Source organism: Chitinophaga sp. Cy-1792 (genome assembly GCF_011752935.1).
Taxonomy (GTDB): Bacteria; Bacteroidota; Bacteroidia; order Chitinophagales; family Chitinophagaceae; genus Chitinophaga.
In genome coordinates this window covers 130774-153064 of record NZ_VWWO01000002.1, presented here as the reverse complement: position 1 = coordinate 153064, position 22291 = coordinate 130774, and the positions used below count along the sequence as shown (strand labels likewise).

General features: G+C 42.7%; 22 protein-coding genes and 1 tRNA gene. 13 read left to right on the top strand and 10 right to left on the bottom strand.

Annotation, left to right across the window (positions count from 1 at the left end; all coding sequences use genetic code 11):
- Positions 1-52 precede the first annotated feature (52 nt).
- The 3 genes from F3J22_RS14960 to F3J22_RS14950 all read right to left on the bottom strand — a co-directional run bounded on the left by F3J22_RS14960 (position 53) and on the right by F3J22_RS14950 (position 3016).
- Positions 53-1195 carry a FecR family protein gene (locus F3J22_RS14960; protein ID WP_167018741.1) on the bottom strand — a complete coding sequence of 381 codons (1143 nt, stop codon included), beginning with the start codon at positions 1193-1195 and terminating at the stop codon, positions 53-55.
- A gap of 79 nt (positions 1196-1274) precedes the next feature.
- On the bottom strand, positions 1275-1868 hold the full coding sequence (locus F3J22_RS14955; protein ID WP_167018739.1) for a sigma-70 family RNA polymerase sigma factor: 594 nt from the start codon (positions 1866-1868) through the stop codon (positions 1275-1277).
- 131 nt (positions 1869-1999) lie between these two features.
- Positions 2000-3016, bottom strand: a complete 1017-nt coding sequence (locus F3J22_RS14950) for a YhcG family protein (RefSeq protein ID WP_167018737.1) — start codon at positions 3014-3016, stop codon at positions 2000-2002.
- Between the two features lie 391 nt (positions 3017-3407).
- On the opposite strand from F3J22_RS14950, the gene F3J22_RS14945 reads away from it, so the two are divergent.
- Positions 3408-3701, top strand: a complete 294-nt coding sequence (locus F3J22_RS14945) for a hypothetical protein (protein WP_167018735.1) — start codon at positions 3408-3410, stop codon at positions 3699-3701.
- Positions 3702-3783: 82 nt separating this feature from the next.
- On the opposite strand, the gene F3J22_RS14940 is transcribed toward F3J22_RS14945, so the two are convergent.
- Positions 3784-4806: an LLM class flavin-dependent oxidoreductase gene (locus tag F3J22_RS14940; RefSeq protein ID WP_167018734.1), complete on the bottom strand. Its 1023-nt coding sequence runs from the start codon at positions 4804-4806 to the stop codon at positions 3784-3786.
- A gap of 129 nt (positions 4807-4935) precedes the next feature.
- On the opposite strand from F3J22_RS14940, the gene F3J22_RS14935 reads away from it, so the two are divergent.
- The gene (locus F3J22_RS14935) at positions 4936-5715 is read left to right on the top strand and encodes a hypothetical protein (RefSeq protein WP_167018733.1); all 780 of its coding nucleotides are present in this window, start codon (positions 4936-4938) and stop codon (positions 5713-5715) included.
- A gap of 6 nt (positions 5716-5721) precedes the next feature.
- Here the strand turns inward: F3J22_RS14935 and F3J22_RS14930 are convergent, their stop codons facing one another.
- Positions 5722-6705 carry a GlxA family transcriptional regulator gene (locus F3J22_RS14930; RefSeq protein WP_167018732.1) on the bottom strand — a complete coding sequence of 328 codons (984 nt, stop codon included), beginning with the start codon at positions 6703-6705 and terminating at the stop codon, positions 5722-5724.
- Positions 6706-6919: 214 nt separating this feature from the next.
- Between F3J22_RS14930 and F3J22_RS14925 the strand changes: the two genes are divergently transcribed.
- The 4 genes from F3J22_RS14925 (at position 6920) to F3J22_RS14910 (ending at position 9999) form a co-directional block, all read left to right on the top strand.
- On the top strand, positions 6920-7411 hold the full coding sequence (locus tag F3J22_RS14925) for an SRPBCC domain-containing protein (protein WP_167018731.1): 492 nt from the start codon (positions 6920-6922) through the stop codon (positions 7409-7411).
- A 276-nt stretch (positions 7412-7687) separates the two neighbouring features.
- Positions 7688-8158: an SRPBCC domain-containing protein gene (locus F3J22_RS14920; RefSeq protein WP_167018730.1), complete on the top strand. Its 471-nt coding sequence runs from the start codon at positions 7688-7690 to the stop codon at positions 8156-8158.
- Between the two features lie 175 nt (positions 8159-8333).
- Positions 8334-9170 carry a helix-turn-helix transcriptional regulator gene (locus F3J22_RS14915; protein ID WP_167018729.1) on the top strand — a complete coding sequence of 279 codons (837 nt, stop codon included), beginning with the start codon at positions 8334-8336 and terminating at the stop codon, positions 9168-9170.
- Positions 9171-9246: 76 nt separating this feature from the next.
- Complete coding sequence (locus F3J22_RS14910; protein ID WP_205195318.1) at positions 9247-9999, top strand: MBL fold metallo-hydrolase; 753 nt, start codon at positions 9247-9249, stop codon at positions 9997-9999.
- A gap of 71 nt (positions 10000-10070) precedes the next feature.
- Here F3J22_RS14910 and F3J22_RS14905 read toward each other — a convergent pair whose 3' ends face one another.
- Entirely contained in the window at positions 10071-12443 is a 2373-nt protein-coding gene (locus F3J22_RS14905) for an outer membrane beta-barrel family protein (RefSeq protein WP_167018728.1), read from the bottom strand.
- Positions 12444-12635: 192 nt separating this feature from the next.
- Between F3J22_RS14905 and F3J22_RS14900 the strand changes: the two genes are divergently transcribed.
- The 4 genes from F3J22_RS14900 to F3J22_RS14885 all read left to right on the top strand — a co-directional run bounded on the left by F3J22_RS14900 (position 12636) and on the right by F3J22_RS14885 (position 16902).
- Positions 12636-13727 (top strand): sensor histidine kinase, encoded by a 1092-nt coding sequence (locus F3J22_RS14900; protein ID WP_167018726.1) that lies wholly within the window; start codon positions 12636-12638, stop codon positions 13725-13727.
- Between the two features lies 1 nt (position 13728).
- Positions 13729-14436 carry a LytTR family DNA-binding domain-containing protein gene (locus tag F3J22_RS14895; RefSeq protein ID WP_167018724.1) on the top strand — a complete coding sequence of 236 codons (708 nt, stop codon included), beginning with the start codon at positions 13729-13731 and terminating at the stop codon, positions 14434-14436.
- Between the two features lie 70 nt (positions 14437-14506).
- Positions 14507-15373: an AadS family aminoglycoside 6-adenylyltransferase gene (locus tag F3J22_RS14890; protein WP_167018722.1), complete on the top strand. Its 867-nt coding sequence runs from the start codon at positions 14507-14509 to the stop codon at positions 15371-15373.
- Positions 15374-15708: 335 nt separating this feature from the next.
- Positions 15709-16902 (top strand): serine hydrolase, encoded by a 1194-nt coding sequence (locus tag F3J22_RS14885; protein ID WP_167018720.1) that lies wholly within the window; start codon positions 15709-15711, stop codon positions 16900-16902.
- A gap of 105 nt (positions 16903-17007) precedes the next feature.
- Here F3J22_RS14885 and F3J22_RS14880 read toward each other — a convergent pair whose 3' ends face one another.
- Positions 17008-17652, bottom strand: a complete 645-nt coding sequence (locus tag F3J22_RS14880; RefSeq protein ID WP_167018718.1) for a MarR family winged helix-turn-helix transcriptional regulator — start codon at positions 17650-17652, stop codon at positions 17008-17010.
- A gap of 114 nt (positions 17653-17766) precedes the next feature.
- Between F3J22_RS14880 and F3J22_RS14875 the strand changes: the two genes are divergently transcribed.
- The gene (locus tag F3J22_RS14875; protein WP_167018716.1) at positions 17767-18150 is read left to right on the top strand and encodes a DoxX family protein; all 384 of its coding nucleotides are present in this window, start codon (positions 17767-17769) and stop codon (positions 18148-18150) included.
- The gene (locus F3J22_RS14870) at positions 18147-18617 is read left to right on the top strand and encodes a hypothetical protein (RefSeq protein ID WP_167018714.1); all 471 of its coding nucleotides are present in this window, start codon (positions 18147-18149) and stop codon (positions 18615-18617) included. The genes F3J22_RS14875 and F3J22_RS14870 overlap by 4 nt, the downstream gene beginning before the upstream one ends.
- A gap of 115 nt (positions 18618-18732) precedes the next feature.
- Here the strand turns inward: F3J22_RS14870 and F3J22_RS14865 are convergent.
- Positions 18733-18817 (bottom strand) — tRNA-Ser (locus F3J22_RS14865).
- Between the two features lie 102 nt (positions 18818-18919).
- Positions 18920-20182, bottom strand: coding sequence for a Na+/H+ antiporter (locus F3J22_RS14860; protein ID WP_167018712.1), 1263 nt, complete (start codon positions 20180-20182; stop codon positions 18920-18922).
- A 38-nt stretch (positions 20183-20220) separates the two neighbouring features.
- On the opposite strand from F3J22_RS14860, the gene F3J22_RS14855 reads away from it, so the two are divergent.
- A complete protein-coding gene (locus tag F3J22_RS14855) occupies positions 20221-20934 on the top strand; it encodes a phytanoyl-CoA dioxygenase family protein (RefSeq protein ID WP_167018710.1) in 714 nt (237 codons plus the stop codon).
- On the opposite strand, the gene F3J22_RS14850 is transcribed toward F3J22_RS14855, so the two are convergent.
- The gene (locus F3J22_RS14850) at positions 20926-22125 is read right to left on the bottom strand and encodes a hypothetical protein (RefSeq protein ID WP_167018708.1); all 1200 of its coding nucleotides are present in this window, start codon (positions 22123-22125) and stop codon (positions 20926-20928) included. The genes F3J22_RS14855 and F3J22_RS14850 overlap by 9 nt on opposite strands.
- Between the last annotated feature and the right edge of the window lie 166 nt (positions 22126-22291).

Here is a 22291-nt window from a genome sequence, read left to right as displayed (position 1 = left end):
AGGAGCTTTTTGTTTACAATCGTGTTTGGTTACTATTTTTAGGTTTAGATAATCAGGTTGATATCACTATAAGTTTTTTTCCTTCCATTACGAATTTCACCTCAGGATTGGCAGCTTTAAGCAGGTCCAGTACTTTCGACAAAGGTGTATTTCTAGAAATCATCATCAGGTACGACCGGTCGCCGGGTGGTGTTTTATAGACCACTTCCACATCGTACCATCTGGAGAATTGCCGCAGTATTTCGGGCAATGTGGTGTTTTCGAAGTAAAAATTCCCTTCTTTCCAGGCAAGGGCCTGGCTCAGGTTAGCATCATTTACCGTGGTGCTGCCAGCTTCATCTACAACCTCCTGTTGCCCGGGATGTAAGATCTTTTTAACAGCATGGGATTGTACCTGCACGGCACCGTTGACGAGGGTAGTTGTAATCTGCGCTTCGTCGGCATAGCTGTTAATATTAAAGGCGGTGCCGAGTGCCTGCACTTCTATTGCGCCCGCACTGACTACAAATGGCTGGCCAGGCTGCTGTGCTACGTCAAAGTATGCTTCCCCTTTCAATTCAATCCTCCGTTCTTTACCATTGAAGCGGGTAGGATAACGGAGACGGCTATCTGCATTCAGCCATACGAGCGTTCCATCGGGCAGCACGACTTTATACTGCCGGCCACGGGGCACCGTGAGCGTGTTATAGCCGGCCATCGTATCCGGATGCTCGTAACTCAGCTGACCTTCTGCTATAGCTACTTTCAACCCGTTGCCGAGTTGCAGGTTCCCTTGCCGGGTGCTGTCCAGCTGTACGGTGGCGCCATCTGCGAGTGTAAGGATAGCGCCGGTAGTGCCTGGGTGTATGTCTGCCGCAACCGGAGCTGGCATGCGTTGCTGAAGCATCAGCAGGTAAAGACCGGCCGATAGCAGCAATGCCACTGCGGCAGCGGCAGCATAGCGATAGAATAGCCGTAGCGGCTTATTATGGTTGGTTTTTGATGGTTGCAGAATATTAGATAAGATGACATTTGCGCGGTCTGCGGGAATGACATCTTCTGTTTCCTTTAGCTGCTCCCCCATTTCAGTTATCCATTGACTGATTAGTTGGTCGTCTGTATCGCGGAGCAATGCAGCCAGTTCAATTCTTTCCTCTTCAGTGGCCGTTTTTGAATAATATTTTTCAAAAAGTGCGCTGGTCCTGGTTGTTGACATATATTAATTCGTATCAGCACTGTCTGTAGTAATAGACAACATGGCTATTAAAAAAGGGGGAATGAATGGAGAAAAAAAATTAAAAAATATGTTTATCCTGTAACTCTACTAATAAAATGAGTAGTGTAATTTTACCTTTCACGTGACTGGTAATGGCTTTGGTGGCCAGTTGCAGGTGAGTTTTTACAGATTCCCGCCCAATATTCAGTTTTTCTGCAATTTCAGCATAGGTCAGTCTCTGATGACGATGGAGCAGGAATACTTCTTTTTGCCTGGGAGGCAGGCTATCAATGGCTTCATCGATTAGTGTGAGTTGAAAGGCCCGGTGTTGCTCAGATTCTCCGGTATCGTGCTGCAGCATTTTTTCGGCGGCATCTTCCCGATTGATGCGTCGCATAATGGACTTTAGTGCATTGAGGGCCTCATTACGGGAAAGTTTAAGCAGGTAAGCTTTTATATAGATGACAGATGATAAGCTTTCTCTGGTCATCCAGATCTTCATAAACACATCCTGTACTACTTCTTCTGCCAGCTGGGATGATTCTGTGATCCGGTAGATATGCGTTGCCAGATAAGGTTGCCAGTGATGAAAAAAGGCGCTGAAAGCCGCTTCATCGCCAGCCGCTATCCGCCGCACTACAGTTGCTTCATCATATATGCTCGTTATCTTCACGAGGCCAAAAATAGAAAAAATGATCAGGTAACGCAAGGTTCGGGGAAGAAATTAAAGAAACACATGTTAGCGGGGGATACAATAGCCTCCACTAAGTGAAGACTATTGCATTCTTTTAGATTATACTAACCCTATTGTTTTATCTCTTTCTTCTTTTCAAAATTCTGCACCTCCTTATTTATCTCATCCAGTAATTGTTTCTCTGTTGGGAGACAAGTCTGGTATTCGCTGGCGATAATTTGTTTCTGTCCTTCAGGCAGTGTAAATTTTACGATGGAACCATTTTTGCCGGCACATAACAAAATTCCTACGGTGGCATTTTCCCGCGGCAGTTTCTCTACTCTGTCATAATAATTTACATACATCTGCAATTGCCCTAAATCCTGATGTGTGAGTTTACCTGTTTTAATTTCAATAATGACAGAGCAGTTCAATAACCGGTTATAGCAAACCAGATCTATAAAGAAGTCATCTCCATCGATATGAATGCGTTTTTGTCTTGCAGCAAAAGTAAATCCATTACCAAGTTCCAGTAAAAAACTCTGCAGGTGAGTAATGATGGCAGTTTCCAATTCCTTTTCATAATAAGATGCTTCCCGTTGCAGCCCTAGAAATTCAAGTACCATGGGATCTTTGATGATTTCCCTTGGATCAGAAGGGAGTTTTTCTTCTTTGGCAACGGCCAGTACACTTTCTTTGTCATTACTTAATAGCAGACGTTCATAAAGACTGCTGTAAACCTGCCTCTCTAATTGGCGGGAAGTCCAGTTATTTTTAATTGTCTCAGCAACATAAAACTCTCTTTTGCATTGATTATCAATCCTAATCAGGAGTTTATATTGTGTCCAACTCAATTGTGAACGCAGTGAATTCGCAATTGGAAATACGCGAAAAAACTGCCTAAAAAGCTCTATTTGCCTTTTAGAGAATCCACTTCCAAATTCAGGTTCTAATTCTTCTGCAACATATTTGGTCAAATATGTTCCATAGTCCGCCCTATCCTTTCCTTCCTGTTCTTCTTCAAAGATTCGTTTACCAATATGCCAGTACATCAATGTGCGCTGATGGTCGACTGCGCGAATAACTTGTTCCCTTGAGTGGGTAATGATTGTTTTGATGTCTGCGATTACGCTCTGGTTAATCAACATAAAATATAGTTTTAATGGTTGTAAAAAAAATATGCATTGAGAGGTCAGAAATCAATCTGAAATCAGGGTTATCAAAATGCCAAAAACCTTATCAGGCAATACATACAAGCCACATCATGAAGGAGAGGTAAAGAATTAGAGGAGGTACTAAGATAGCTTAAAAAATTCTGAAAATATTTTCTAAAAAAAATGATGGTGATTAAATCAGTTTACAGTAATTCACACGTAAGTATTTCATATCTCTATAATCATTTACTCAATTGTTTTAAATATCCTCTATTTATAGGAGATCAAATGTATTGGATGGATCATTTTGATAAAACGCAGCGAGGCAGAAGCGGGCAGAAATACCCCAAAGGCTTTCTGGAAATAATTTATTAAATTAGTTTAGATGGAAAAGATAGAATTAAATAGATTGATGGATCTTCTTGAAGATATCAAGAAAATTGATTCAATGATTTTATTACATCAAAGCCTCGACGATTCCAATTTCATGACCAGTCAATATCAATCTAAAAAAATTGAGCTGGTGGGTAAATTTATAGATGATTTAATATCATTAAATATACAATCTGCGCATACATTTTCACTGATTCAAAAAGTCATTAGTAAATACTACCCATCCATAGGTGATGACGATGGCAATTTTGATGATGAGATGTCCCAGTTATCTCAGGCAATTTAATATTCTAAGAATTCTTACAATAATTCATAAAAAAAGCCTCCGGATATCATCCGAAGGCTTCTCTAATACTATCATTTAAGTTTTAACGCCAGCCTAATCCAGGGGCCACATGCTCCAATATGGACGACAATATATGTACATTGTAATCCACTCCTAAGGTATTAGGAATTGTTAAAAGCAATGTATCTGCTTCCTGAATGGCCTCATCTGCTGCCAGCTGCTTTATCAGCTGATCTGGTTCGGCAGCGTAGCTCCTTCCGAAAATAGCACGTTTGTCAGGCTCTATCATCCCTATCTGGTCCTGACTTTTGGCATCTCTGCCAAAATACTGGCGATCCTTATCATTCATCAGCGGAAAAACAGACCTGCTTACAGATACCCTTGGTGCGCGGGTATGGCCGGCTTTTTTCCAGGCATCCTTATATAACCTGATCTGTTCTGCCTGTTGAATATGAAAAGGCTTACCACTTTCATCTATTTTGAGGGTAGAGCTCTGCAAATACATGCCATTTTCCGCGGCCCATACAGCCGTTGCATTGGAGGCAGCACCCCACCAGATACGCTCGCGCAATCCTTCGGAGTAGGGCTCCAGGCGGAGCAAACCTGGCGGATTAGGGAACATCGGTGAAGGATTAGGCTCCGCAAAACCTTTGCCTTTCAGCCTTTCCAGGAACTCCAATGCCTTACGGCGTCCCATATCTGCGTCCGTTTCTCCAGCTGCAGGTTCATATCCAAAGTAGCGCCATCCGTCAATTACCTGCTCAGGCGAACCTCTGCTGATACCCAATTGTAATCGCCCTCCCGATATCAGATCCGCTGCGCCTGCATCTTCTACCATATACAACGGATTCTCATAACGCATATCAATTACACCTGTACCGATTTCTATCTTGCTTGTTCTGGCACCAATGGCCGACAGCAAAGGAAATGGCGATGCCAATTGCGCTGCGAAATGATGAACACGAAAATAGGCGCCATCCAGGCCGATTTCTTCGGAAGCAACCGCTAAATCAATAGACTGCAGCAACGTGTCTGCTGCCGTACGGGTACTGTAGGCAGGATGATTAGACCAATGTCCGAACGATAAAAATCCTATCTTCTTCATAAATCTATTTTTATGAACTATCAAACCCAATATTATCTATTATTTGCCTGACAAAACAATTTCCTTCCTCCCAATGCTATTTTTTTACAAATCTTAAACATCTGTTATCCAATCTTCCTAAATTGCAGGATGCAACCGGCTAAAAATAAAATCTTACTGGTGATTGCATTGCTGTTAAGTACTGCTATCAACACCTATGCGCAGAATGCCATAAAAAAAGCAGAAATTGCTTTATCAGCATCATACGCTAAGATCCTTGACCACGAAGACTCCGCTTATCGCTATGCAGATAAATTCCGTCAGGAATTTACCATCCTGCTAAAAAACAATCCGGCAACTATCAGTTATAATTTTAAGCTATTGCAAGATAGCAGCCATTGTTATGTGACCACTTCAGCTGATGGTGCTTTCAGGGTTTACAGCTGGGATAGATGGACAGGTGGCAGCATGCACTATTTCGATGCCATCTATCAATACCGGACAGGCGAAACGGTATCCACCCAGGCTGCTGTACCTATAAAAGGCAATCCCGGTACGTTTTGTTCAAAAATATATACTGCCAGTATAAATGGTAAGGCTTACTACCTCGCCATACTTAATGGCATTTACTCTTCCAGAGATGCGGCTCAATCTGTACAGGTTTTTACAATTACCAATGGGAAACTTGATGACACGACCAGGATCTTTAAAACTAAAAGCAAAATACTCAATAGGATCGACGTGCCATTCGACTTTTTCAGCGTCGTGGACAGACCTGAAAGACCACTGGAATTAATTACTTACAATGAGACCAGCAAAGAGGTATATATACCATTAGTAGATAAAAACGGACAGGTAACACATAGCAATCTCATATATAGATTAACCGGAGATTTTTTTGAATATGTTGGTGTAGCGAAAAGTAAATAATTTCTTTTATCCCGCCAGCGCCTCCTTATTATACCTGTTCCTATACTCCAGCGGCGACATACCCGTTATTTTCCGGAACACTTCCCGGAATGCCTTCAGGTCTGAATACCCTACTTCATACATCACCTCGTTGATGGTTTTCCTGGTAGTTTCAAAAGCCCGCTTAGCGGCTTCAATCTTAATACGCTGGAAATATTCAAGCGGCGTATTACCTGTTGCTTTAATAAACCTGCGGTCAAAATTTCTGCGCCCAACGGCAAACTTCGCGGATAGCTGTTCAAAAGAGATTTTTTCTGCCATCTTCTCCTCAATATAATTCTGAGCAGCCTTTACCATTTCATCACCATGCTCTTTCTGTCCCTTGAAAATAATGAACGATGACTGGTGCTGGCGATCTATATCTATCTGGAAAATCTTTGCACAAAAAATGGCGGTCTGTCTGTCATAATATTTTTCGATCAGGTATAATACCAGGTTGAGGAATGAATAGGCGCCTCCATTGGTATAAATGCCATTCTCTTCCGTGATTAGTTTGTCGGACTGTACATTTATACTCGGGAATCGCTGGCGAAAATCCGCTGCAGCGGCCCAGTGTGTAGAGCAGGATTTACCTTCCAGCATACCAGCCGCTGCCAGCAGGAAAGCGCCGGTACAGATGCTGGCAATTTCAGCCCCATGCTTATATTGCACGCCCAGCCAGTCGATGATAGCTGTATTTTGCGCAATTGCCGCATCATAGGCATGATTCAAAGAGGGAACAATAATCAGATCTGTCTGTTTAACATTAGCAATATCAGTATGAGGTTTTACAGAGAACAAGCCGCCATAAAACTCGGTGGTGGGGGAAGTACCGGCCAGTTCTATCCTGAAAAGTTCCTTACCCTGCTGTTCTTTCCATAATGCATTGGCGCGGGAAAATATCTTGTAGGCACCTACAATGCTGCTCAGGTTATTTTCACCGTTAGGAACGAGGATAGTCAGATGTTTCATGGTTCGGTTTTCTGTAAATATAACCAAAAGAAAATGTCCAAATCAACCCACTATTAAGTCCAAATCACCCGTCTTGAAACTCAAAATCAGACTGTAGTTTTACATCATGAAACCAGCAGTCTTTTTGTTACCCCTCTTACTGCTATTTGTTACCCTCCAAAAAATCTGGTCACAAGTGGCATACAAAATCAGCAATACTAAAATTTCAATAACTATGAATGCGCAAGATTACACGCTCACTTTCCAGGTAGCAAAGTCGCCGGAAGAAGTTTTCAAGGCGGTAACCAATGTACGCGGATGGTGGTCTGAACAGATCGAAGGCCGCGCAGATGCCTTAAATGAGGTATTCAACTACCGCTATCAGGATATTCACCGCAGCAGGATGAAGATCATTGAATTTGTTCCCAACCAGAAAATCGTCTGGCTTTGTGAAGAAAATCATTTCAACTTCACCAAAGATGAAAAAGAATGGACAGGAACAAAGCTCAGCTTCGAAATTAGCCAGAATAGTGACCAGACCGAACTGGTATTCACCCATATCGGATTGGTACCTACAGAGGAATGCTATAGCATCTGCACGGATTCCTGGAGAAATTTCATTCAGGGCAGTCTTAAGCTACTGATTGAAACAGGAAAAGGTAAACCTAATCCTTATCAGACGGCCATCGACAATGCTGAAAAGAAAAAGGCAGCGGCTGGCATTTAACATTAACGCCTGTACGCAAAAAAGGAGAACATCTCACGATGATCTCCTTTTTTATTGGCGGCATTGCTGCCAATGATCAGCTTACCCTTGAAATATCCATATCAACCCGCCATAAAGTCCAAATCACCCACCCTGCAACTCAAAATCGGACTGTAATTTTGTATGGTGAAAACAACAATTACATTCTTATCACTCGTACTGCTATTTGTTAGCTCCCAGATAACCAGGGCACAAGTGGCATCCAACACAATCATCAATTCAAAAATTGCAAAAAGTATGAAAGCACCGGATTACACAAGTTCCTTCCTGGTATCACAGTCGCCGGCAGAAGTATTCAAGGCTGTAGCCAATGTTCGCGGATGGTGGTCGGAAGAAATAGAAGGCCGGACAGACGCCTTAAATGAAGTATTCAACTATCATCACCAGGACATCCACCGCACCAAAATGAAGATAGTAGAATTTGTTCCTGACAAAAAAATCGTCTGGCATTGCGAAGAGAATAATTTCAACTTCACCAAAGACGCGAAAGAATGGACCGGCACCACGCTCGTTTTTGAAATCAACAAAAAAGGAGACCAGACAGAAATGGTATTCACCCATATCGGACTGGTGCCAACAGAAGAATGCTACGCTATCTGTTCGGATTGCTGGACGATTTATATCCAGGGTAGTCTCAAAGCGCTGATAGAAACAGGCAAAGGCAAGCCAAACCGCTTAGGGGCAGCCATTGAATGCGCAGAGAATTAAAAAAAACCGGTACAGTAAAACCCCTTTAATACGGGCAAGATCCCGATCCGTCGGGAATAAGAAAGGAGATCATATTAACATGGTCTCCTTTTTTATAAGAAAAACAAGTATGCAATAAGCAACCAATTGTTTAAATTTATTGGAAGATGTTGATATTACACCATCATCATGCTTTATGAATATTGTTACAATTGAACCTCACAGCAGCCTTAAACAGGTAGTAAAAAAATTCTGGTATGCCGACATTCCCAATTCCGCACATCAGAATAAACCATTCCATATCATGGCAGATGGCGCTTTAGGCATTGTATTTCAACATTGTAACGGACACTCAGCACTATTGAACGCAGCCGGCCAGCCGTTTCCCCTTTCATTTGTTTATGGGCAAAAAAGCAACAGCCCCTGCATCAATTCATTCTGCGATCATCCATTCCTTTTTGGTGTAAATCTTCAACCCACCGCCTTTAAAAAACTATTCAACATCAACACCCACGAGATCACCGATACCCTTTTAACCGTTGATCATCTTTTTCCAAAACACTTCACTGAACAATTATTGCACGCTACTTCTCCGGAACAGATATCCAGCCTGTTTAATCAACAACTTCTTAAAAGACTGCAGTCATCCAAAGAAGATAAAATAATTGACCATAGCATCCAACTGATATTAGCGGACACAAAAAATATGGGGCCGAATGATCTCTCATCGCTGTTTCCTGTTTCCAGACGGCATTTTCAGCGAAAATTCAGGGAGCACCTCGGTGTTTGTCCGGAATCTTATATGCGTATAATAAAATTTCAGCGATCTATTCATTTATTAAAAACCAGGCAATACAGTAAATTAAGTGATATCGCGTTTTCACTGAACTATGCAGACCAGTCGCACTTTGTGAGAGAATTTAAACTTTTTGCCGGCTGTACCCCTAAAGAATTCTTAGTAAAATCTCCTTCCATACCTGTTTCAGGTCACCATAATCCACCATTTGAGACAATGCGGATTTTAATCAATTGACGTTAAAATGTCGCCAGCGTTCTATTTTTTCCAGATGCACTTTTATTACTTCGCAGCAGAACAAAATAGTTTTGCCATGATAAAAATACATCACCTTAATTGCGTAGATATCCTCTCTCCGAGAGGCGACAGCGCAATAGGACATTGTTTGCTATTAGAAACGAATGAACGCCTGATACTTATCGACACCGGCATCGGCCTACTGGATACGCAACAACCGGAATTACGGATCGGACAGGATTACATCGACATGGTAGGCTATCGTTTTAATGAAGACTGGCCGGCTTTCAGGCAAATAGAGCGACTTGGCCTCAATCCCGCGCTCGTAACAGATTGCGTAATTTCACACCTGGACAACGACCATATCGGCGGGTTGGCAGACTTCCCTGATGCAGTGGTCCATATTGGTTCAGAGGAAATGGAAAATTTCGAAACCGGTAATCTCAGATACCTGAAAACGCCATTGGCGCATAATCCTAAAATCATTACCTATGGCACATCAGCTGATAAATGGTTTGGATTTGAAGCCAGAAAAATCGATATCAGTATAGACACCAACATCTTCCTGATTCCTTTGTTTGGCCATACGGCCGGCCATTGTGGCGTTGCAATAGCACATGAAGGCCAATGGATTTTCTATGTAGGCGATGCCTATTATCTAAGAGTTGAGCTAACGGACCTCCATCACCCGATACATTTTCTGACAAAACGCAATGCAGATAATGATGACCTTCGGGCTGCCACGCTGGAGAAAATACGTGTATTAGCCAGTCAGCACCCGGAAATTATGATGTATGGCTATCATGATATAACTGAATTTAATAGTTAAAGCCTCCGCATATCCTGCGAAGGCTTTTTAATTTGCACCGCTAGCGCATGTTGCAATTAATAATCACCAACTTAATCCTGCATGCGTTGCTTCACCTCGTCAATAGCCGTATTCCTGTTTCTGGCCGATTTCACCTGCTGATTACCAAAGCGGTAATTAAACGTCAGCTTAACGAAACGTGTTTCAGGACTGCTGATTTGCCTTGCATGTACATCATAGGAAAGTATATCATAACGTCTTTTAGCTGTATTGAAAATATCCGTCACATTCAGGGTCACGGTACCTTTCTTTTCCAGCACTGTTTTACTAACGCCAAGGCCTATATTAAATATATCACTGAAGCTGTAGGAACCGAAACGAAAAGGCGCACTGTAACTGGTTGACACCTCGACCTTCATGGTCTTGTTTACCTTTAGTATACTGCTGTTATAGGCCATCACACCGACAGTAGCCCTGTCTAAATTCGTTGAGGCGGCAGCGTTATATTTTGCGTACAGGCCGGTAATACTGGTTGTAGTAAACAGTTTATCCTTCAAAAACCCTTTTGAATAGCTGATGGTAGTGGTCAGCTGATCGGCACTGCTGACATTGTCGTAACCGCTGATAGTTACGTCTGTACCGGCCTCTTTATGAAAAACCTCTGCCAATACATCTGAATAATGGCCATAGGAAGCACTTACCATCCATACGGCGTTGTACATCCAGCTTACATCAAGATTATCTGAAAAAGTAGGCCGGATACCAGGGTTTCCCTGATAATACTGATACTGGCTCTGGTATATCCGGAAAGGGTTTACAATATCCAGTCCGAAACGCTCAATCTTACGGCTATACGAAAAACTATATTGCTGTTGTTCATTCATATTGTAGCCGGCAGTAAAAGATGGGAACAGGCTGGTATAGCTGTTTTCATTGATCTGGTGCAGCGTAACACTATTGCCGCTGCTGGCAGTATGTTCCATTCGCAGGCCCGCCTGTAAATCCCATTTCTTGAATGTTCTTGCTGCAGTAAGATAGGCGCTGTAAACATTTTCCTGATAGATAAAATGATTACTGCGGACTGAATCCTTTTCCCATACCGTCTTATCAAACTGTTGCCATTGCTGATCATTATCTGTATTGGTTAATACTGCTTTTATTCCTGTTTCCATCCTGAATTTCTTCAGCAGAAAACTATAGTCGCTGCTAAAAGCCCAGACATTATTACTTGCCGGAGCGTTACTCTTCATCAGTGCAGGCTGGCCATACGCCACATTATGTTCATCGTAGTAATTTATACGATAATCTTCCTGTAGTGTTTTCCTGTAGCTGAAATAGTCGGCATTTACGGAGAGTTCATTTTTACGTTTACCCAGCAGTACTTTATAGTATGCATTCACAGCCGGAGTATGGTACGCGGCCTGGCTATTATGTTGCATGACAGAGCTGGAATCCTGGATCGTCATTACTGCATTATTCCGGACATCCGTATTACGTTCACGATAATTCCCACGGATAATAAGCCCGAAGCTGTTGGTTTTGTTGATGGTCTGGTCGATGCCGATCTTATAGGTATGACTTGCCAGGACACTGCCTTGCGTCTGTAAATCGCTGATCAGCAATTGCGGATCGATGAACCTGGTGGTTGCGGTGGTAGCATCTGTATTTCTGTTCATATAATCATAGCTGCCGTAGATATTGGTATTGGCAGTTCTATGGTTGAGACTAACACCGCCATTATACAGGAAATGGTTGCCAGTGCCTGCACCAAGATTTACGGCGCCGTTAGTGCCGAGGTTCTTATTTTTTGCCAGTACCAGGTTGATAATGGCGGCACCGTTAGCCTCATATTTAGCGGAAGGATTGGGCATCAGTTCGAGGTTTTCTATAGTAGCAGCGGGGATGGCAGCCAGGTAAGCCTCCAGATCAGCACCAGACAAGCGTGATGGCTTGCCGTTGATGTACACGGCTACCGACTTACCGCGGAGTTTAATACCATCGGCCGCAGTCACGCCTGGCGCTTTCTTCATTGCTTCCCAGGCATTTTCACCGGCATTCATAGGGCTTTGGGCAAGATTTACCACTATTTTATCCGGCTGCATGCTGATGTAAGGCTGACTGGCAGCCACTTCCACGCCATTTAGCGTTTTTACCAGCTGCTTTAGCAGGAAGTCCATATTCACTTCCGCTTTCAGATAAACAGGCTGGTTACTGACCGGGCGATAGCCCATATAATTAACCGAAAGCTGATAAGTACCACTATCCAGGTTCATAAAGCGGAAATTTCCGTTTTCATCAGCCGTTAATTGGTAATTCGTAGAATTTTTGCTTATTTGTAATGCAGCAAAAGGCAACGGTGCATGGCTGGCACTGTCCAGTATTCGTCCCTGTAGAGAGAGCTGCTGTTGTGCGGAGGAAGAAAAGGCAAGGAAGAATAAGGCAAGGAAATAAATAATGTGTTTCATATGCTATCGATTAGATGAAGATTTCAGTGATTGTGATAGCAAAGAAAATCGATCTTCAACAGGCCTGAAACCCTGTTTCTACCTATAGCCGGAATTGTTCTGCCAAATAAAAAGCCGCTTATTTCGTCGAAGAAAATCCCGTTTTGTCGAAATAAAATTGCCCTCGTACTGTGCCGCCAATAACTTTATACCATGAAGCAACTCAATACCATACAACCTGCAAATATGAAACTGATATCTGTTTACGAGATATTGGTATGGATTATATATGCAGTCATTTATAAATATGCAGTCATTATAGAGAGCCCTCACCTGCCCAGGCAACACCTGAATTTCCCTTTTCTGGTGATGACGGGGTATGCTTTCTGTATTACGATCTATGTCATTCCATATTATCGCGTGATCGGGCCAGCTATCCTTCAAAAGAAATCTTATGTGGTGCTATTTCTGAGTACCGTATTATACTTCTTTCTTGTTCCAAAATATGTCAACTGGCTGGTATCATACCTGTTCCTGCAGGCAGGCTCCGGGCCAGACACTACAAGCTACTTCCAACATCAATATGATTTGTTTCACCATCTTGCCATGTCCAGAAAGATCATGGCTCAGTTTCTCCTTACAGATATGCTGGCATTCATTTCTGTGATGTTCCTCCGCTTTGCCATGAAGAATGAATATCACCGTCATAAGCTGGAAAATGATAACCTCACACTGCAGCTAGGTGCTTTAAAAGCCCAGCTGCATCCGCATTTCCTGTTTAATACCTTAAATAGCATTTATGGTATGAGTTTAACAGGTGCCAAAGAAACACCTGCATTTATTCTGCGTTTATCAGATATGATGCGCTATATATTGTATGATTGCAGCCAGCATCATGTGCCGATTGAAAAGGATATTGCGTTTATCCGGGACTACCTGGAGATGGAAAAGAAACGGTACCCAGAAGCTAATATCGATTTCCGCATCCATCAGGAAGAAATACCCCATCTTAACATAGTCCCGCTTTTAACGATTCCATTCCTGGAAAACGCCTTTAAACACGGGGCACACCGGGTACAGCAAAATGCTTATATCCGCGGGGAACTACATTTCGTTAGTAACAAATTATGCTTTACACTGAATAATACGGCACTAACGGTAACACCTATGCAAAAGTCGCAATATGGCGGGGTAGGTATTGAAAATGTCCGGAAAAGGCTGGACCTTTATTATCCTGGCCAGTATCAGCTGATGATCCGGGAAGATGACCAACAATATACTGTTGCACTCGAAATAAATCTTTAAGATGATTAAATGCCTGATTGCCGACGATGAAGTCATCGCGCAGCAAATTATTGAACAATACATCCTGCAAACAGAAGGGTTGACGCTGGTAGCCAAATGCAAAAATGCCATGGAAGCTTTTGCCAAAATGGAGCAACACCAGGTAGATCTTATTTTCCTGGATATTGAAATGCCGCTGGTAAATGGTATTACATTTTTGAAGAGTCTGTCGCACCCGCCAAAAGTAATATTCACTACGGCTTATGCAGAATACGCATTGCAAGGGTATGAACTGAATGTTGTCGACTACCTGCTGAAACCCTTTTCCTTTGAGCGTTTCAGTACAGCCGTAAAAAAAGTACAGCAGCTGCTAAGTACAGGCAACAATTCCGTCAGCGCTACCACAGACACTGTCACAGATCTTATCATAAAAGAGAAAAATGGACTGACAAAAATCCCCTACGCTGATATCATCTACATAGAAGGCTCAAGAGATTATGTAAAAATTGTACGCTCAAAGCAACATCACCTGGTACATATGACGATGAAAAAACTGGAAGAAGATTTGCCGGCATCGCTGTTTGTGCGTACACATAAATCATTTATCGTAGCCATACCGAAGATAAAGATCATTAAAGCCAGCGAGCTGCTATTGTCCGGCCAGCAGGTAATCCCCCTAAGTCAGAACTACAAGGAGCAGGTAACGAGGAGTTTTGGATTGATTAAGTAGATTTTTACAGGTAGATCATTATCCCATTTTTTCGTAAATTAACCTGTAATCTTAGGTAAAAATAGTAGCAATGAGATCAAGGGAAGAAAAGCTAAAATCTATTATTGAATGGGCAGAAAACAACCATGATATCAGTGTTGTTTTGCTGACAAGTTCACTTGTAAATCCGCTGGCACCCGTTGATGACCTGAGCGATTTAGATATCGAAATTGTTTTTGAGAACAACAGTAAATACATATCCGACAATAGCTGGACACACCATTTCGGCCGACCTATTGCTATGATTGAAGAAGATGAAGCCTGCTTCGGTTTCAAACATGCAATGAAAATGGTACTATACGATGACTATGTGAAAGTCGATTTCAAACTATTTAGTAAGGACAAATTTATTGAAGAAGTTCATCAAAACGAATTACCTGAAGATTGGGATATCGGATACAAAGTACTCATCGACAAAGAAGGCATAACAGCCCATCTGAAAAACCCTACTTATCAGGTCTCTATTATCAAAAAACCAACATCGCAAAAATTCCAGGGAACACTGAATGACTTCTGGTGGGACACTACCTACGTAGCAAAATGCCTTGTAAGGGATGAAATATTCTATGCAAAAACTATGGAAAACATCATCCGGACAGCATACTTCATTCCTTTAATGGAGTGGTATATTGCCAGTCAGCACGATTGGAATATTACTACCAATAAATCCGGCAGACTATTTAAAAAATATCTTTCTCCTGAAATATGGGAAAAAGCAGCACAAACATTTCCAGGAAGTAATATTGAAGACAACTGGAATGCGCTGTTTGCAACGACTGACCTGGTTTCCGAAATCGGCAGGGCGTTATCGAAAAAATTAGGCTATGAATATCCAGTAAAATTGGAGTCTGAAATAAGAAAATATTTAAACTTTTTAAAAACAAATCCAATTACCTGACAACTAGAAAAGAATGGATAACTAACAGCTCTACATTCAAGCGCTTACAATATAGCAGATGTATGGTAAAAATGAATAATGAAGCGAGAGAAGGGATAATGATCATCTGCCACTCCCAAAAATCTATAGATAATTTTACTAAATATCTTAATTATCGGTATATTGGTGTATACGACAGTAACAAGTCCATTGTAATACGCTTCATCACAAAGCGCTCTTTTACATTTCAACAGGAAAAGATTCATTAGCGAATTTATTAAATCCCATACCACATCTTTCTGTAATTATTCTCTTACTATATAATTTATGTAAATTCTAATCTTAAGTTTTGTGTTATGAACCCCATAAAAATCTTACTTCTTTCCTGTGTATCATTCGTTGTGCTATCATTTTCTTCAACCCTTTCGGCACAAAACATAAAGCGGCTGGACGGCTCTTCGATCAGTTCTGATCAGTTAGACCATACCATAAAAGAACTGGTGGATACTGCGAAAGTTGCAGGATTATCTGTGGCTGTCTTCAATAAAAATAAACCTGTCTATATAAAAAGTTATGGCTATGCGGACCTTTCAACACAAAAAAAGATGGACACCGGCACCATTTATTGGAGCTGTTCTTTGAGCAAAGCTGTGTTTGCCTATATTGTTTTGAAAATGGCCGACAAAGGCATTATCGACCTTGATACCCCATTGGTGCATTACCTGAAGAAACCATTATATGAATATGTTTTTACGAAGAAAAGCCGGGGGTACCAGCAAATCAAAGATGACAAAAGATACGAAAAGATTACAGCAAGAATGTGCCTGGACCATACCACCGGTCTGCCTAATTACAGGGGATTCGAACCTGATGGGAAACTGAGGATTAAATATGATCCGGGAACCCGGTTTAGCTATTCAGGAGAAGGACTGTACCTGTTGCAGTTTGTATTGGAGCAGATTACAGGCAAAGATTTTGAAGTTATTGCCCAGGAAGAAGCCTTTCATCCTTTAGCGATGAAAAACAGCAGCTATGTATGGCAGGATGCTTTTGATAAAAACTATTGTGTCGGACATGATTCGTTACAGAAGCCTTATGAATTCGACAAAAGAACTTCTCCTCATTCCGCCGGATCGATGTATACTACCATAAACGATTTCTCCATTTTCTTCAGCGCCTTATTACAGAAAAAAGGACTCTCGAAGAAAAGCAGCCACGAAATGTTTTCTCCACAGGTGGCCATTCTGTCCAGGCAACAATTTGGCCCTAATGCATTAGTAGACGACAAAACAGCCGCCAATACCAATATATTTTATGGTTTAGGAGTTGGTTTACTTAAAACGCCTTATGGCTATGCCTTCTTTAAAGAGGGCCATAGCGAAGGTTGGGGGCATTATGCCATCGGATTTCCGGACAAAGGGATTGGCATCGTTATTATGACCAACAGTGATTATGGGGAAAGTATTTTTAAATCCCTGATGGAAGCGGCGATTGGTAATACATTTACGCCCTGGTACTGGGAAAACTATATCTCGTACGATCAGCACTAAAATAATTAGTGCATTTACCTTCAGATACGCTACTATAGATTATGCTTGATGGATTTGCAGCCGATTTCTACTGAGTAGAGATCGCTTGTTGAGTTCATATAGAGTCTACTTACTTTGTTCCTGCAGCAGGTCTTCAAATATCTCATCAAAACCTTTTCCCTTATGCCTTTGCCATTTTTCTGACAACTTAATTTCTATCTCTTTTAATAATTGAATACACAGGTCTTTGTCATCATCTGCGAGCGTATGGAGCAGCATGGTCGCGTTCTTCTCTATTTTTGCAGTACTGTCCCTGATTACCTTTTCTCCTTTGGCCGTGAGTTCTATTCTTTTGGAGCGTTTATCTTCTTTGTCTGCATATTCTTTTATTAAGCCCCGTTTCTTCAATCGGTTGAGCATATCTGTGCCGCTGGATAGCTCGAACAGGTTAGCGTAGATTACCTCTGTTTTGCGGGGGGCCTGCTCCTGCCTGATTGTTTGCAGGATGCCGAATTCTTCAATTTGATGAAGCCCGGTACCTTCCAGGGCTATATTGGCATATGACATATTCAGCTTGCTGATTCTGCCGATAATTTTCATGAGTAGTCCTGCTTTTACCTGTGGAACAACGCCGCCAACGAGCTTTCCGGATGTTTTTGGTTCTTTCTCCTGCCGTGCCAGGTAATACCTGCAAAAATCGGCGATGCTGCCGTTCGGATGCTTTTCTTCAAAATTGCCCCAGTGGTTTACCAGTTCTACGGTTTTATTCATATATACTTCGGTTTCGAAACAAAAATATAAAATAAACTACGGAAATATTATTTTATTTCAAAAACGTATTATATTTACACAAATTAATACGCTTTCGTAGTAAATACATCTATTATGGAACAAGCAAAATCAAACAGCATCCTATATTGGATTGCCAAAGTTTTTATCAGCTTCTTTATACTTTTCAGCGCCTGGTTTTCTTATACACATGCAGACGATTTAAGAAAACTTGGGTTTCCGGATTATTTCCGCATAGAATTGGTGATTGCTAAAGTCATAGGCGCTATTGTGCTCTTACTACCTTTTACGGCACTGCGGGTAAAAGAATGGGTATATGCAGGATTTATTACCGCGATGACATCAGCACTCATTGCACATATATGCAGCGGCGATCCGCTGTCGCGGATACTATTTGTGAGTGTGGATCTGGTGTTGATGTTGCTGGCGATTCGTTACGTCTCCAAAACTGACTTCTTGATTAAAAAACAAAGATCATGAGTACAACAATATATTATGCAGCGTTAGTACTGCATGTAGCCGGCATTACCCTGATGGCCGGCACCTCCTTCATAGACCTTATTGCTTTCCACACCTTCCGCAAAGCCTATAGCAGAGATAACAAGGAAAGCCTGGCAATGATTGCATTCCTTAACAAGCTGCAACACTTTCTGGGCATAGGAATGGGGCTAATCCTGCTATCAGGTATCATCATGATGGCAAAGATGCATGAAATCTGGGGCGCACAGCTATGGTTTCGCATAAAAATGATACTCCTGTTGCTGGTAATTTTTAATGGACTGGGGCTACGGCGTGTATTAGGCAACAGGCTAAATAAACTGGTAGCATTGTCCTCACCGCAAGGTGGTGAATGGGCCAGGCTTACTACCAGCTTTTATCTGGTAGAGATCATTCAACTAATCTTATTTGTATTGATATTTACTTTAAGTGTTTTCAAGTTTAATTAGAAGAGCATTCATGTTGAATGCCCATACATTTCAGCCATTGCCGGCCAACGGCAATCGGCCTGGATATTTCCAAACAAAAAAGGAGACCATCTTACGATGATCTCCTTTTATTCTGCGGAGAGTCAGGGATTCGAACCCCGGGACCTGTTACAGTCAACAGTTTTCAAGACTGCCGCAATCGACCGCTCTGCCAACTCTCCAGTGGACTACAAAAGTATAAAACTCATTGATTATAAAAAATTTTGTAGCACTTTTTTTAAATATATTTTTGACGTATAATCATGCGTGCGCGCGGAAATACGCTATCCCGCCCTGTGTGCGCCCTTCTTCTGAAGGGTTCTAACCAGCCATGGTAGCGTTAAACCTTGTCCCAGCAAGGTTATCAGCACCGCCACTACGGAAATAAAAATAATGATGTCCCGTTCCGGAAACGGCGTACCGTCGCCAAGTGTTTTAGGTAAACCTAATGCCACCGCCAGTGATACTATACCGCGCATACCCGCCCAGGTAATGATCAGACTCGTTTTAAAATCCAATAAAGCATCTTCACTTACCCGCTTATCTTTCTTCCTGAAAGCCCGTTGCAGGTTCACTTTCTGCAGGTATACTCTCAGCATTCTTATTACAATAGCTACAATCACCGCCAGCAGGGCATAAAGCACATACACCCATACGTGCGTCTTATCTATACCTTTCAGTACATAAGGAAATTCCAGCCCGATGAAAATAAACATCAGTCCATTCAACAGAAAGATGATGATATCCCAGATAGATTTCGACTGCTGCTTCACATGCTCAGGGAATATCTTCCTGCTAAACCTGGCAATCATCAATCCCAGTATCACCACGGCTATTACGCCTGAAACATGAAAGTCTTCCGCCAGCAGATAGGCGATGAAAGGCATCAGCAACATCAAACTAATACATACCCAATAGTTCTGTTTGAAGCGGGTCAGCAAAAATGCCAGCACCCATCCCATTACTACACCAACGGCAAATCCTCCCGCCAGCACTATTACGAACTCCAGGGAGGCTTTCCAGAATACGAAGGCCGTGCCGGTAACCGCCGCCAATGCAAAACGATAGGCCACCAACGCAGATGCATCATTCACCAGGCTCTCCCCTTCCAATATGGTGAGCGTCTTATGAGACAGCCCTAATCCTTTGGTAACAGAGGTTGCAGCCACTGCATCTGTGGCAGACAAAATAGCCCCCAATACAAATGCCAGCGGCCAGGTCATGCCAGGAATAATATAATGCGCCATCACCGCAATGCCGGTAGCAGTAAGGAATACCAGGGATATCGCCAGCGTACCGATCGTGTTCATATTGGTCTTAAACTCGTCGAAACGAATATTGAAAGCCGCATCATATAACAAGGGAGGCAGAAACAACAGGAAGACTATCTCAGGGTCCAACTCAATTTCCGGTAAGCTGGGAATGAAGCCCACCGCTATTCCTACTGCTATCAATACGATGGGTACAGGTATCCGTATCTTCTCCGCTATACCGGAGAAAATAATCATTACACCCAATAGAAACAAAATTATACTGTAATTTTCCATCCTGCCTTTCTTGTATTTTAAATTTATATTTTCGTGAGATGACCAACATTTGCCAGCAATTCGAAGATAATGGTTTCGCCGTCATTCCCGGCATTTATGACCACCTTGCTATCAATGAAATCATTGCTGCTATTACGTCGGCCGATAGTACCAGCCCTGCCTTCAGGCGCTCTGCAGACCTCTTCGCCATACGCCGTTTTCTTCATGAAGTACCGGAAGTATTGCCATTGCTACTCAACGAAAATATGAAACGCCTGATGGCCGAAATACTGCAACACGACTACTTCATCGTAAAAAGTATCTACTTCGACAAGCCCTCCGGTTCCAACTGGTACGTAAGTTATCATCAGGACCTCACCATTTCTGTCAACGATAAACAAGTCCTTCCCGGCTTCGGTCCCTGGACAGTTAAAACCGACCAGTTTGCAGTACAGCCACCACTGGAGTACCTGCACAATATTGTCACTTTTCGTATACACCTCGACGATACCACTGCCAGCAATGGCGCCCTGCGCGTCATTCCCGGCTCTCACAAAAAAGAAATCCAGCGGCCCGAAATGATTGACTGGCCCAATACTTCAGAAACTACGTGTGAAGTCCCTGCCGGCGGTATCATGCTCATGAAACCACTGCTGCTGCATAGTTCCGGCCGTACTACCAACGAGCAGCAACGAAGGGTGATCCACATCGAATGCGCCAGCCTCGAACTGCCAACAGCCATTCAATGGTCTGAAAAAATCGGCTTACAATAAGGTATAGGTCTTGTTGCCAGCACTGAACACCGCCTTCCTGACGGAGGCCGGGCCATCGAAACGATACTGTATTCCTACGATTGCCGACGGCGGCGACTGTATATTCAACTCTCCCGCGAGCTTGCCATTTACATTAAACTGTATCTTTTTCCCGGTGGCGACCACCTGTAGATTCGTCCACTGATGCAAATCACAGCCAAACCCGGATAGATCCGTATTGCTGCTGTTCACCTCCGTTCCCCCTCCCACCAGCGTCAGATCACCTACGCAACCTTTTGCACTCAGCGGCACCATGATCACGTCATTTTCACACAAAAGAAATACCGTCATACGCTGACAGGCAGCACTCCCCTCGCTGAAATCACTTTTAACGGCCGTCTCAAAGCTAAACTGATTGTTCATTATTCCAGGTAGCTGCAGTACATTATAGATACGTATATCCGGCAACGTTGGTTGTAAAGGAATTTTATAGGCATCCAGCAGGGCGCTGGAAACCGTAATCAGACTATCCTGTAAATATTCTGTTTTTTTGAAATATACCGGCACCTCTTCCTGTGCCTGCAATGCCAGCCACCCATCGGAGTTGATGATGAGGTCGTGGTGCTTTACTTCCTTATCCCCTATCAGCAACCTTGCCCGGAAAAATCCCGGATAATAGTAAATGGCAGAATAGGCACGCTTGTCTTTATCTACCTGCTTACGTCTGCGGATATCCCATGACTGCGCAATAAATACGGAATCGTCGCCGGCAGCTGCCGCATTATAGTTAAATACTACGGAGTTCGGCACCCCGGAGGTAAGCACTTTGGTGCTGCTAAAAGTATATAGCGCCGTATCCATAGCGGCCGCCTTGCCGGCTCCGGGCCTCCTGATCCATGCCACCATCACTACCAGTATCAATATAACTGCGGCCGCCCATCCATACCAGTTTCTTCTTTTTCCTGTTGCAGGTGCCGGCTCCGCTACTGTTACCTCCGCTGTTGCCGGCGGCAGCTCCACCGACTGACGGAATGCCTGCCAGTCTGTATACCCCACATACTGCGCCAGGGTATTTAATGTGGTTACCGCAGGTGCACTGGTATATTTCACCCGTCCGAATACACGTTTCAAGGTGGTGACACTCAGCATTACCCCCGTCGCTTCTTCAATGGAAACACTCAGTTTTTCATAGTCATAATTGGTCCAGGACATGTAATCCCCTCTGTCCAAACGACTGACAACCAACGTCAGACATCTATTTATATAATATGAATTATCTATATTATTCATTGGAAATTAATGAAATACTAACTTGCACAGACTTGAACCAACTTGTTTCGTGTATGATCCACCGTTAAGGTAAGTAATATTCAGTTTT